Origin of the sequence: Streptomyces sp. NPDC001406 (assembly GCF_042895285.1) — a bacterium.
GTDB lineage: Bacteria > Actinomycetota > Actinomycetes > Streptomycetales > Streptomycetaceae > Streptomyces.
Genome location: NZ_JBIAWG010000002.1, coordinates 364,095 through 376,352 on the forward strand (window position 1 = coordinate 364,095; position 12,258 = coordinate 376,352).

10 protein-coding genes are annotated in these 12,258 nt (G+C 69.9%); 9 read left to right on the forward strand and 1 reads right to left on the reverse strand.

The features are described 5' to 3' along the window. The first annotated feature begins 26 nt into the window (after window positions 1-26). From ACFY1J_RS05735 to ACFY1J_RS05765, 7 genes are all read left to right on the forward strand, one after another. Entirely contained in the window at window positions 27-1,226 is a 1,200-nt protein-coding gene (locus tag ACFY1J_RS05735) for an ROK family transcriptional regulator (protein ID WP_363294381.1), read from the forward strand. A 122-nt stretch (window positions 1,227-1,348) separates the two neighbouring features. Beyond that, the gene (locus ACFY1J_RS05740; protein ID WP_390707429.1) at window positions 1,349-2,452 is read left to right on the forward strand and encodes a sugar ABC transporter substrate-binding protein; all 1,104 of its coding nucleotides are present in this window, start codon (window positions 1,349-1,351) and stop codon (window positions 2,450-2,452) included. 246 nt (window positions 2,453-2,698) lie between these two features. After that, entirely contained in the window at window positions 2,699-3,490 is a 792-nt protein-coding gene (locus ACFY1J_RS05745; protein WP_390707605.1) for an ATP-binding cassette domain-containing protein, read from the forward strand. Continuing rightward, window positions 3,487-4,809 carry a sugar ABC transporter permease gene (locus ACFY1J_RS05750; protein ID WP_390707428.1) on the forward strand — a complete coding sequence of 441 codons (1,323 nt, stop codon included), beginning with the start codon at window positions 3,487-3,489 and terminating at the stop codon, window positions 4,807-4,809. Before ACFY1J_RS05745 ends, ACFY1J_RS05750 begins: the two co-directional genes overlap by 4 nt. 210 nt (window positions 4,810-5,019) lie before the next feature. Beyond that, entirely contained in the window at window positions 5,020-6,948 is a 1,929-nt protein-coding gene (gene dxs / locus ACFY1J_RS05755; protein ID WP_390707427.1) for a 1-deoxy-D-xylulose-5-phosphate synthase, read from the forward strand. 153 nt (window positions 6,949-7,101) lie between these two features. Next, entirely contained in the window at window positions 7,102-8,625 is a 1,524-nt protein-coding gene (locus ACFY1J_RS05760; RefSeq protein WP_390707426.1) for an amino acid permease, read from the forward strand. Window positions 8,626-8,698: 73 nt separating this feature from the next. After that, on the forward strand, window positions 8,699-10,147 hold the full coding sequence (locus ACFY1J_RS05765) for an ArnT family glycosyltransferase (protein ID WP_390707425.1): 1,449 nt from the start codon (window positions 8,699-8,701) through the stop codon (window positions 10,145-10,147). Here the strand turns inward: ACFY1J_RS05765 and ACFY1J_RS05770 are convergent. Continuing rightward, the gene (locus tag ACFY1J_RS05770) at window positions 10,144-10,524 is read right to left on the reverse strand and encodes an NTP pyrophosphohydrolase (RefSeq protein WP_390707424.1); all 381 of its coding nucleotides are present in this window, start codon (window positions 10,522-10,524) and stop codon (window positions 10,144-10,146) included. The genes ACFY1J_RS05765 and ACFY1J_RS05770 overlap by 4 nt on opposite strands. Before the next feature lie 264 nt (window positions 10,525-10,788). Here ACFY1J_RS05770 and ACFY1J_RS05775 point away from each other — a divergent pair, with 264 nt between their 5' ends. Both ACFY1J_RS05775 and ACFY1J_RS05780 read left to right on the forward strand, forming a co-directional pair. Beyond that, window positions 10,789-11,805, forward strand: a complete 1,017-nt coding sequence (locus tag ACFY1J_RS05775; protein ID WP_390707423.1) for a hypothetical protein — start codon at window positions 10,789-10,791, stop codon at window positions 11,803-11,805. A gap of 18 nt (window positions 11,806-11,823) precedes the next feature. Beyond that, window positions 11,824-12,207 carry a hypothetical protein gene (locus ACFY1J_RS05780; protein ID WP_390707422.1) on the forward strand — a complete coding sequence of 128 codons (384 nt, stop codon included), beginning with the start codon at window positions 11,824-11,826 and terminating at the stop codon, window positions 12,205-12,207. Window positions 12,208-12,258: the final 51 nt, after the last annotated feature.

The window sequence follows — 12,258 nt, forward strand, 5'->3', positions numbered from 1 at the left end:
GGCGGTCCCGTGCGCAGGAGGTCGTCGTGGAGACTCCGGGGTCGCAGTCGTCACTGCACCGAGCCAACCTGGAGAGGGTCGTGCGCGCCGTACGACTCGCCGGGTCGCTCACGCAGGCGGAGATCGCACGGACCACGGGCCTGTCCGCAGCAACGGTCTCCAACATCGTGCGGGAACTGAAGGACGGCGGAACGGTCGAGGTCACGCCCACGTCGGCGGGTGGCCGCAGGGCCCGCAGCGTCTCCCTGAGCGGGGACGCGGGCATTGTGATCGGTGTCGATTTCGGCCATACGCATCTGCGGGTCGCGGTCGGCAACCTGGCCCATCAGGTACTGGCCGAGGAGTCCGAGCCGCTGGATGTGGACGCCTCCGCGGCACAGGGCTTCGACCGGGCGGAACAGCTGGTCAACCGCCTGATCGGGGCAACGGGAGTGGATCGGTCCAAGATCGCCGGCGTGGGTCTGGGCGTACCCGGCCCGATCGATCTGGAGTCCGGCACGCTCGGCTCGTCCGCGATCCTGCCGGGCTGGAGCGGCACCAGACCCGCCGAGGAGCTGCGGGGGCGGCTCGGCGTGCCGGTGCACGTGGACAACGACGCCAACCTGGGCGCCCTGGGCGAGCTGGTCTGGGGCAGCGGCCGGGGGGTTCGTGATCTTGCCTACATCAAGGTCGCGAGCGGTGTCGGCGCCGGCTTGGTGATCGAGGGGAAGATCTATCGCGGCCCGGGCGGCACAGCGGGCGAAATCGGGCATATTACCCTGGATGAGTCCGGCCCGGTCTGCCGCTGCGGCAACCGCGGCTGCCTGGAGACGTTCGCGGCCGCGCGCTATGTGCTCCCGCTGCTCCAGTCCAGTCATGGCACCGACCTGACCATGGAAGGCGTCGTGCGACTGGCCAGGGACGGCGATCCGGGCTGCCGTCGGGTGATCGCCGACGTCGGCCGCCACATCGGCAGCGGAGTGGCCAATCTCTGCAATCTGCTGAACCCGAGCCGGGTGGTCCTCGGCGGTGATCTCGCGGAGGCCGGAGAGCTGGTTCTGGGGCCCATCAGGGAGTCCGTGAGCCGCTATGCGATCCCCAGTGCCGCCCGTCGGCTCTCCGTGCTCCCAGGGGCGCTCGGAGGTCGCGCGGAGGTGCTCGGCGCGCTCGCTCTCGCCCTCAGCGAGATGGGCGATTCAACCCTTTTGGACGGAAGTCTGACCGCCGCGGCACCTGCCTTCACTTAGAGAACGCATGACGCCGTTGCCATCTCGTTAAGTATTTACTTCTTGACGTCGAACTTGCGGCCGAGTTGACTTCGAGCCACCTCGGCCGCAGCGTTGCGGCCCTGTCAGGGAGGCACCCCCAAATGAACGCAACGATGCGCAGAGTCGTCATCGGTACGGCCGCGGTTTCGATGGCACTGTCCATGGCCGCTTGTGGCAAGGCCGGCGACAAGAAGGACGACTCGTCGAGCAGCAACAGCTCCTCCGGCGGCAAGACCATCGGTCTGCTGCTCCCCGACAGCGTGACCGCGCGCTACGAGAAGTTCGACCACCCGCTCTTCGAGGCGAAGGTCAAGGAGCTCTGCTCGGACTGCAAGGTCGAGTACGCGAACGCCGCCGGTGACGCGGCCAAGCAGGCCCAGCAGGTCAGCAGCATGATCACCAAGGGCGTCAAGGTCCTCGTGATCAGCGCCCAGGACTCGGCCGCCATCAAGTCCTCCATCCAGACCGCCGTCGACAAGGGCATCAAGGTCGTCGCGTACGACCGCCTCGCCCAGGGCCCGGTCTCCGCGTACGTCTCCTTCGACAACGTCAAGGTCGGCGAGCTCCAGGGTCAGGCGCTGCTCGACTCGCTCGGCTCCAAGGCCACCAAGAGCTCGAAGGTCGTCATGATCAACGGTGACGACGCCGACCCGAACGCCGGTCAGTTCAAGAAGGGTGCCCACAACATCCTCGACGGCAAGGTCGACATCGCCTACGAGCAGTCCGGCCTCTGGAAGGACACCGTCGCCGCGCAGAAGATGAAGGCGGCCATCACCCAGCTGGGCGCCAAGAAGATCGCGGGCGTCTACGCCGCCAACGACGGCATGGCCGGCGGTATCGCCACCACGCTGAAGGGCGCCGGCATCAGCGGCATCCCGCTGACCGGTCAGGACGCGGAGCTCGCGGGCATCCAGCGCATCGTCGCCGGCACCCAGTCCTCCACCGTCTACAAGGCCTTCAAGCCGGAGGCGGACGCCGCCGCCCAGCTCGCGGTCAACCTGCTGCAGGGCAAGGACATCAAGTCCCTCGCCAACCAGGAGCTGACCAGCGGCTCCGGCGACAAGGTGCCCTCGCAGCTGCTGACCCCGGTGTCGGTCACCAAGGCCAACATCAAGGACACGGTGATCAAGGACCAGCTGTACACGGTCCAGGACATCTGCACCGCCGAGTTCGCCAAGGCCTGCAAGGCTGCCGGCCTCGAGTAATCACTCGGCCCAAGCCCGGTGAGGCGCGTACGAGCCTCACCGGGCCCCGACCGCTCACGGCGGTCCCGCGAAACCCCTCCGACGCCCGCCCCGGCCTCCATACCCCGCTGCCGGGACGGGCGTCGGACGGAACCGTTGCCAAGGGCAGCGGATTCGCGCATGTTCATCTTGTAAACCTCGTGCTTCGTGCACGTCCCTCCGCGCCTGTCCAAGCGCGGCATCCCCGCCGGTCAGGCGGCGAAGGAGATGGTTCACGTGTCCGCTACGCCCGTGCTGGCGTTGCGCGGAGTCTCCAAGCGGTTCGGTGCGGTCCAGGCCCTCACCGACGTTGAGCTGGAGGTCCACGCCGGAGAAGTGGTCGCCCTGGTGGGCGACAACGGCGCAGGAAAGTCGACCCTGGTCAAGACGATTGCAGGTGTCCACCCCATCGATGAGGGCGTCATCGAGTGGGAGGGCAAGCCGGTCAGCATCAACAAACCGCACGACGCCCAGGGACTCGGCGTCGCGACGGTCTACCAGGACCTCGCGCTGTGCGACAACCTCGACGTGGTCGGCAACCTCTTCCTCGGTCGCGAGCTGCTGCACCGGGGAGTCATCGACGAGGTGTCGATGGAGAAGCAGGCACGTGAGCTGCTGAGCACGCTCTCGATCCGCATCCCCAGCGTGCGTATCCCGATCGCGAGCCTCTCCGGCGGTCAGCGCCAGGTCGTCGCCATCGCCCGCGCCCTGATCGGTGACCCGAAGGTCGTCATCCTCGACGAGCCCACCGCCGCGCTCGGGGTCGAGCAGACCGCGCAGGTCCTCGACCTGGTCGAGCGGTTGCGCGAACGCGACCTCGGCGTCATTCTCATCAGCCACAACATGGCGGACGTGAAGGCTGTCGCGGACACCGTCGCCGTCCTGCGCCTGGGCAAGAACAACGGCTCCTTCCCCGTGAAGAGCACCAGCCACGAAGAGATCATCGCCGCGATCACGGGAGCCACGGACAACGCCGTGACTCGTCGTGCGGAGCGTCGCACCACGGAGGCGGCAAAGTGAGTGACACGTCCAAGGTCGAGAAGGTCGACCCCGCCGCCCCGGTCCAGGACACCGTGGCCCCCGCCGACGACCCCACGGCCGCGCCGGTCGCCGTCGTCGACCCCCGCCTGCTGGTCCGCGAAGAGGGCTTCAAGGGCTACATCACCGAGTTCAAGCGCAAGATCAAGGGCGGCGAGCTCGGTTCGCTGCCGGTCTTCGTCGGTCTGGTCGTCATCTGGACGATCTTCCAGCTGAAGAACGACCTCTTCCTCAGCGCCGACAACCTGTCGAGCATCAGCTACTTCCTCGCGGCCACCGGCATGCTCGCCATCGGCCTGGTGTTCGTGCTGCTGCTGGGCGAGATCGACCTCTCCGTCGGCTCGGTCAGCGGTCTGGCGTCCACCGTGTTCGCGGTCTTCGTCGTCAACCACGGCATGAACGGCTGGCTGGCGCTGGTCCTGTCCGTCGTGACCGGTATCGCCATCGGCGCGCTGCAGGGCTGGTTCTTCGCCAAGATCGGCGTACCGGCGTTCGTCGTGACCCTGGCCGGCTTCCTCGGCTGGAACGGTCTGATGCTGTGGCTCCTCGGCGACAGCGGCACCATCAACATCCCGGCCGAGTCCGGCCCGGTGCACCTGCTCGGTCAGAGCTCCTTCTTCATGGACCAGGCCATCGTCGGCGCCTACCTGCTCGCGGGCCTCGGTGTCGTCCTGATGGCCGTCGGCTCCTTCAACGAGCAGCGCCGCCGCCGCGCCGCCGGTGTGCCCTTCCGGCCCACCAGCGAGATCCTGATCCGGGTCGTCCTGCTCGCCATCGCGTCCTTCGCCGCCGCAGCCGTGCTGAACAACGCCTCCGGTGTCTCCAACGCCCTGGTGATCTTCCTCGCCGCGCTGGTGATCGTCGACTTCGTGCTGCGTCGTACGACCTACGGCCGGAAGGTTTTTGCAGTCGGTGGTGGCATCGAGGCCGCGCGCCGTGCCGGTATCAGCGTGCCGATGGTCCGGATCACCGTGTTCGCCATCTCCGGCGGCTTCGCGGCGATCGGCGGTATGTTCTTCGCCGGCCAGACCGCGAGCGCCACGCTCAACGCCGGTGGCGGCAACACCCTGATGCTCGCCATCGCGGCGGCCGTCATCGGTGGTACCAGCCTCTTCGGCGGCCGCGGCTCCGTCTGGTCCGCCCTGCTGGGCATGCTGGTCATCCAGTCCATCCAGACCGGTCTCGACCTGCTCAACATGAACACCTCGATCCAGTACATGATCACCGGTGGAGTGCTTCTGGGTGCCGTCGTCATCGACTCGGTCTCCCGCAGGAGCCAGAAGGCGGCGGGCCGCGCATAACGCGCAATTCCCTCGCCGTAGCTCACAACAGAACCCTGTGCCCGGCACCAACGGCGGTGCCGGGCACAGCTGTGTCTCGGGAACCCTTCTGGTGGGTACGGCCGTTCGCGTGACGTACGACGCACAGCCCGGGCGTCGGTCGCAGAGGCGGAACATTAGACTCGACAGGCCCGGCAACAGCTCGATCAGCTCTACTGCAAGGAGGCACGGGTGCCGCTGCTGACCCGCATCAGGGGACCGCGCGATCTGGACCGGCTCAGTCTGGAGGAGCTGGACCAGCTGGCAGAGGAGATCCGGACCTTCCTCGTCGACGCCGTCTCCAAGACAGGCGGACATCTCGGACCCAACCTGGGCGTGGTCGAGCTCACCATCGCCCTGCACCGTGTCTTCGAGTCCCCCAAGGACAAGGTGCTGTGGGACACGGGCCACCAGTCCTACGTGCACAAGCTGCTCACGGGCCGGCAGGACTTCTCCAGGCTGAAGATGAAGGGCGGTCTGTCCGGCTACCCCTCGCAGGCCGAGTCCGAGCACGACATCATCGAGAACTCGCACGCCTCGACGGTCCTCGGCTGGGCTGACGGTCTGGCAAAAGCCAATCAACTCCGCAAAAAGGACAGTCATGTCGTCGCCGTCATCGGCGACGGCGCCCTCACCGGCGGCATGGCCTGGGAGGCGCTCAACAACATCGCCGACGCCAAGGACCGCCCGCTGGTCATCGTCGTCAACGACAACGAGCGCTCGTACGCGCCGACCATCGGCGGCCTCGCCAACCACCTCGCGACGCTGCGCACCACCGACGGCTACGAGCGCTTCCTGGCCCGCACCAAGGAGGTCCTGGAGCGCACCCCGGTCGTCGGCAAGCCGCTCTACGAGACCCTGCACGGCGCGAAGAAGGGCCTGAAGGACTTCATCGCCCCGCAGGGCATGTTCGAGGACCTCGGCCTGAAGTACGTCGGCCCGATCGACGGCCACGACATCGAGGCCCTGGAGTCGGCACTGGCCCGCGCCAAGCGGTTCGGCGGCCCGGTCATCGTGCACTGCCTCACCGAGAAGGGCCGCGGCTACCAGCCCGCCCTCCAGGACGAGGCCGACCGCTTCCACGCCGTCGGCAAGATCCACCCCGACACGGGCCTGCCCATCGCCAGCTCCGGCGCCGACTGGACCTCCGTCTTCGGCGACGAGATGGTGAAGCTGGGTCATGAGCGGGAGGACGTCGTCGCCATCACCGCCGCGATGCTCCAGCCGGTCGGACTCGACCGGTTCGCCAAGGCCTTCCCCGAGCGGGTGTACGACGTCGGCATCGCCGAGCAGCACGGCGCCGTCTCCGCCGCGGGCCTCGCGACGGGCGGGGTGCACCCCGTCTTCGCCGTGTACGCCACCTTCCTCAACCGCGCCTTCGACCAGGTGCTGATGGACGTGGCCCTGCACAAGTGCGGTGTGACGTTCGTGCTGGACCGTGCGGGTATCACCGGCACCGACGGCGCCTCCCACAACGGCATGTGGGACATGTCGATCCTGCAGGTCGTGCCGGGGCTCAGGCTGGCCGCGCCGCGCGACGCCGACCAGGTGCGCGCGCAGCTGCGCGAGGCCGTCGAGGTGAAGGACGCGCCGACCGTCGTGCGCTTCTCGAAGGGCGCGGTCGGTCCCGCCGTACCGGCCCTGGGACGCGTCGGCGGCATGGACGTGCTGCGCGAGCCGGGCACCGACACCCCGGACGTGCTGCTGGTCTCCGTGGGCGCCCTCGCCCCGATGTGCCTGGAGATCGCCGGCCTGCTGGACCGGCAGGGCATCACCACCACCGTCGTCGACCCGCGCTGGGTCAAGCCCGTCGACGAGGCCATGGCCCCGCTCGCCGAGCGGCACCGCGTGGTCGTCACCGTCGAGGACAACTCCCGCGTCGGCGGCGTCGGCTCGGCCGTCGCCCAGGCCCTGCGGGACGCCGGCGTCGACGTCCCGCTGCGCGACTTCGGCATCCCGCCGCGCTTCCTCGACCACGCCTCCCGCGCCGAGGTCATGGCCGAGATCGGGCTGACCGCCCCCGACATCGCCCGCCAGGTCACCGGTCTGGTCTCCAAGCTGGACGGCCGCTTCGACCGCCCGACGAGCGAGGTCGACTCGGTGGAGCCCGCGCGCGACTAGCAGCAGGGAACTCGGGGAGCGTCCTTCCGGGCCGGTTTCGCCACTGTCAAGAGTGGTGAAACCGGCCCATTTGCGTGAATGAGCACGCCTCGGGGCATACGTACCACGCCCCCTCTCGATCATGTCGAGGACGACAAGCGTGGGAGGTACCCCGTGAGCAGTTCCCTCTTCCGGACGAAAAAGGTGGAGCAGTCCATCCTCGATACCGAGGAGCCAGAGCACGCGCTCAAGAAATCCTTGTCCGCGCTGGATCTGACCGTCTTCGGCGTCGGTGTCATCATCGGCACCGGCATCTTCGTCCTGACCGGCAAGGTCGCCAGGGAGAACGCGGGCCCCGCGGTCTCCCTGGCCTTCGTCGCGGCCGGCGTCGTCTGCGCCCTCGCCGCGCTCTGCTACGCGGAGTTCGCCTCCACGGTCCCGGTGGCCGGGTCCGCGTACACCTTCTCGTACGCGTCCCTCGGTGAACTGCCCGCCTGGATCATCGGCTGGGACCTCGTCCTGGAGTTCGCGCTCGGCACGGCGGTGGTCGCCGTCGGCTGGTCCGGCTACATGCGCTCGCTCCTGGACAACGCCGGCTGGCACCTGCCCGACTACCTCGCCGGCCGGGACGGAGCCCACGGCTTCGGCTTCGACATCCTCGCCGCCGCGCTGGTCCTGGTGCTCACCGCCATCCTCGTGATCGGCATGAAACTGTCCGCGCGGGTCACCGAAGTGGTCGTCGCCATCAAGGTGACGGTCGTCCTGATCGTGATCGTCGCCGGTGCCTTCTTCATCACCAGCGCCAACTACAAGCCGTTCATCCCCAAGGCCCAGCCGGTGGAGGCCGGGGGCACTCTCAAGGCGCCGCTCATCCAACTGATGGCCGGCTGGGCGCCGTCCAACTTCGGCGTGATGGGCATCTTCACCGCCGCCTCCGTCGTCTTCTTCGCCTTCATCGGCTTCGACGTCGTGGCCACCGCCGCCGAGGAGACCAAGAACCCGCAGCGGGACATGCCGCGCGGCATCCTCGGCTCCCTGCTCATCTGCACGGCGCTGTACGTGGCGGTGTCCATCGTCGTCACGGGCATGCAGCACTACACCGATCTGTCCGTGGACGCCCCGCTCGCCGACGCCTTCAAGGCCCTCGGACACCCCTGGTACGCGGGCGCGATCAGCTTCGGCGCCGTCATCGGCCTGACCACCGTGTGCATGATCCTGCTGCTCGGTCAGACCCGGGTGTTCTTCGCGATGAGCCGCGACGGTCTGCTGCCCCGCTTCTTCTCCATCGTCCACCCCCGGTTCCGGACCCCGCACCGGCCGACCATCCTGCTCGGTGTGCTCATCGCGGTCATCGCGGGCTTCACCAGCCTGAGCGAACTCGCCGAGCTGGTGAACATCGGCACGCTGTTCGCCTTCGTGGTCGTCGCGCTCGGCGTGATCATCCTCCGCCGCACCCGCCCGGACCTGCACCGCGCCTTCCGCACCCCGTGGGTGCCCTTCATCCCGGTCCTGTCCGTCGCCGCCACGCTCTGGCTGATGCTGAACCTGCCCGCCGAGACCTGGCTCCGGTTCGCCATCTGGATGGTGATCGGCTTCGCCGTGTACTTCGCGTACGGCCGCTCGCACAGCCGCCTGGGACGCCACGAGGAGACGACACCCGACGAGGTCGACAGGCGGCCGGGCGGAGACACCCCGTAGCCGGCCCCGTGGACGCACCGGCCCCGTATGTCCTGTTTCGGTGGAGACCGCGGGGCCGGATAGCGTGCTCCCCATGTCCGCCGCGTCGCTCGCCCCATCACGTTCCGTAGTCGCACGAAAGGCGTACTGGACGCGGCTGCTGCCGCTGCTGGCGGCCCTGGCCTGTGTGACCCGTGTGCCGTCCTTCGCGCGGCCGCTGTGGAACCCCGACGAGGGCTTTCTCGCCGTGCAGGCCCGGATGCTGGCACACGGCGGGCAGTTGTACGAGACGGTGGTGGACCGCAAGCCGCCCATCGTGCCCTGGCTGTACCAGGCCGCGTTCGCGCTGGGCGGCTCCGGCTCGCTCACACCGGTGCGGATCCTGGCCGTGCTGGCACAACTGCTCACCGCCGTCCTGCTGGCCTCGCTCGCCCGGCGCCGGTGGGGCGACACCGCGGGCCGGACGGCCGGGGTGCTGTATCTGCTGGTCTCCGTGGGGCTCAACCCCGAGGACGCGCAGGCCGCCACGTTCGAGGTGTTCATGCTGCCCTGCACGGCCGCCGCGATGTGGTGCGCGGACCGCCGCCGCTGGGGCACGGCCGGCGCGGCCGTCGCCTGCGCCCTGCTCACCAAGCAGACCGGCGGGGCGGTGCTGGTGCCGGTGCTGTGGCTCGCACACCGGTACGGCGCCCCGCGCGGCGCGGTGCTGCGGCTGGCCGCCGGGGTGGCCCTGCCGGTGCTGGGCGCAGCCCTGGTCACCGATCCGGCCGGCTTCGTCTTCTGGACGGTCACCGGATCAGGGGCGTACGCCTCCTTCACCGGGTCCGAACTGCACGCCCTGGTCCGGGCGCTGACCAACACGGCGATCCTGGCCGTGGCCTGCGCGGGCCTGATCCCGCCGGTGGTACGGGTACTGCGGCTGGCCCGCACGGGGGCGGCCGACCTGTGGCTGTGGCTCGCCTCCTCGGCCCTGGCCGTGCTCCTCGGCTTCCACTTCTTCGGCCACTACTACCTGCAGCTCATCCCGCCGCTCGCCCTGCTGGCGACGGCCGCGCTGCAGATCCTGCCCCGGCAGCGGCTGACGGCGTCGGTCCTCACCTCGGCCTGCTGCTGCGTCCTCTTCCTGGCCTGGGGTCTGCTGGCGCCCCGCCCCGAACTCACCCACGCCCAGCGCCTGGCCTCCGCCGTGGCCCACCGCACGGCGCTCACCGACCGGGTCCTCGTGTGGGGGATACACCCGGAGACGTACTGGCTGTCCCGGCGCACCCCCGCCAGCCGCTATCTCACCGCGGGGCTCCTCACCAACTTCAGCGGCGGCCGGGGCAGCCCCCAGGTCGGCGAGAAGTACGCCGTTCAGGGCACCTGGCCCGTCTTCCGCGAGGAAATGACCACCCACGCACCTGCTTTGGTGGTCGACGACTCCAGGGGCAAGCCGTACGCCCCGGAACGCGTCCCGGGCCTGCGCCGGCTCCTTGCGGCACGGTACGAGCCGGTGGGGGAGGTGGACGGGGCGGTGCTGTACGCGCGGGTGACGCGGGACTAGGGCATGCCCCCGAGCACCGCCCGTGGGCCCGTCACCTCCGCGTCCAACTCCGTCACCCTGCGCCGCAGTTCGCGGTCGGCCGTGATGACCAGGGTGGGGCGGCCGCGGTTCTCCTCGACCAGCTCGACGATACGGTCGTCGCCGCTGCCCCGCGCCGACTCCACCCGCAGTCCGGGCGCGGACTGAACGCCGCGCGCCGCGCCCTCGACGACCAGCACGATCTCCACGGGGTTCGGATGACCGGGCAGCCCCTCCGACGCCAGCCGGTCCCGCAGCCGCTCGGCGGCCCCCCTCCGGTCCCGCCACCATCCGTCGGGCACCGACCCGACCACGTTCGCGGCATCGACGATCACGAGCAGCGGCGCATCCTCGTCCATACGCCAAGCGTCCCACGGCGACGCGCCCGGAACACCGACAGAACACCGGCGCGTGGCCGCTCTCGGGCTTCCGGCAGGGGCGCGGGTGTTGGCGGAGAGAGTCGGACGGGGCTGTCGGCCCATCGTGGGCGCCTTGGTCCTCCGGCCGGCGGCGTCTCCCGCTTGCACCCTGGGCGAGCGCCACCGGGTTCGTGCAGCGCACCCGCTGCGGTGACCGGCAGGGTCGGGCCCAGGTCAATCGTTCGTCCGGCATAGAGTGATGCGGTGAACGGCGACTGGCTCATACGCGGCCGTGACGGCCGGCTCAGTGTCTACCTGCCGTCGGGCGAAGCCGTCCTGTGCCGGGCGGAGCGCGGGCCCGGTGGTCCCTGGGGCGCCCCGCGGAAGGTCGGCGGCGACCAGCGGCTGCACCCCGTGCTCGGCGTCGGTCAGGGCGCCGACGGCTACGCCCATCTGGTCTCCTGGCGGCCCACGGCGGCCGGTGAGTCGGGCCTGGTGCACTCCACCCACTTCCGGCCGCATCTCGCCGCCCTGGACTGGGCTCCGGTCGGACACCCCGACAAGAAGGGCGAGCGCACCGGCACCCCGGCGGTCGCCGTGGACGCACAGGGCCGGGCCCATGTCTTCGTACGCAACAAGGGCGGCGGAGTGAGCCTGCTGGCCCAGAAGGAGAAGGGCGGCTGGGATCCCTGGCGCGACCTGAAGGGCCGGGACGTCCAGGAGGAACTCGCTGCAGTGACGGGGGAGTCCGGCCGGGTCGAGCTCTACGCGACCGTCCCCGGCGCCGTACTGCACTGGCGCCAGGAGGAGGCGGGCACCGAGCCGGTCCTGGAGGAGGCGCTGGAGGCACCGGCCCGCCCGGGCACCCTGCACGCCCTGGCCACCTCCCCCGACAGCACCACCCTCTTCTACACCGCCGACTCGGGCGACATCTGCGCCTGGCGCCCCGGCGGCAAGCCCGTCGCCCTGCTCCCGGCCGCCGGCGACGGCCCGGTCGCGGCGGTCCGCTGCGAACTGGACGGCCACGACTGCACCCTCCTCGCCCAGCGTTCGTCGAGCGGCCGCGTGGCCTTCGCCGCGTATCCGACCCAGGACGAGACGGCGGGTGCCTGGTGGACCGAGTCGGGCCCCCAGCTCCCCGCGGACGCCGTGGTGGCCCTCGCGCTGGACGAGAACGGCCGCGTGGCCGCGGCAACGTTGTCCCCGTCGACCGGCCAACTCCTGGTCACCCGCCGCAAGGAGGAGCCGGGACTGGCACTGGAGGCATGGCGGGAGGTCTGAGTGCGCGAAGATGACCGCGTGGACACCGAGACACTCATCGACACATGGCGCCGTCTCCTCGCCGGATCCGGAAAATCGTGGGTGCTCTTCGAGCACGGCACCTGCGTGGTGCTGGAGGAGCCCGAGGGGCAACTCGACGAGCGGGCCACCGAGCTCCTGCGGGAGTTCGGGCCCGTGCAGGTGGCCGGGCCCGCGGGCGACTTCCGCGTGCTGGAGCTCAAGAACGACGAGGGCTGGCTGGTGACGGGCCATCACCCGGACGTGGTCACCTTCGTCGGGCTCGACGAACCCGCCGACCTCTCGCACCTGGCCGTCGGGATCCATGGCCGGTCCAAGCGCGACCAGGACGGCCGGGAACTGCACGTCGTCCATGTCGAGGACGCCCGTCCGCCCGCCTCCTGAAACGCCGATGCCCGGCACACCACTCGGGTGCGCCGGGCATCGTCCGTGCGT

Excerpts from the sequence above, each read along its gene's own strand:
- ACFY1J_RS05740 (WP_390707429.1), top strand. The coding sequence starts at position 1,349 with ATGAACGCAACGATGCGCAGAGTCGTCATCGGTACGGCCGCGGTTTCG.
- ACFY1J_RS05745 (WP_390707605.1), top strand. The coding sequence starts at position 2,699 with ATGGTTCACGTGTCCGCTACGCCCGTGCTGGCGTTGCGCGGAGTCTCC.
- ACFY1J_RS05765 (WP_390707425.1), top strand. The coding sequence starts at position 8,699 with ATGTCCGCCGCGTCGCTCGCCCCATCACGTTCCGTAGTCGCACGAAAG.
- ACFY1J_RS05770 (WP_390707424.1), bottom strand. The coding sequence starts at position 10,524 with ATGGACGAGGATGCGCCGCTGCTCGTGATCGTCGATGCCGCGAACGTG.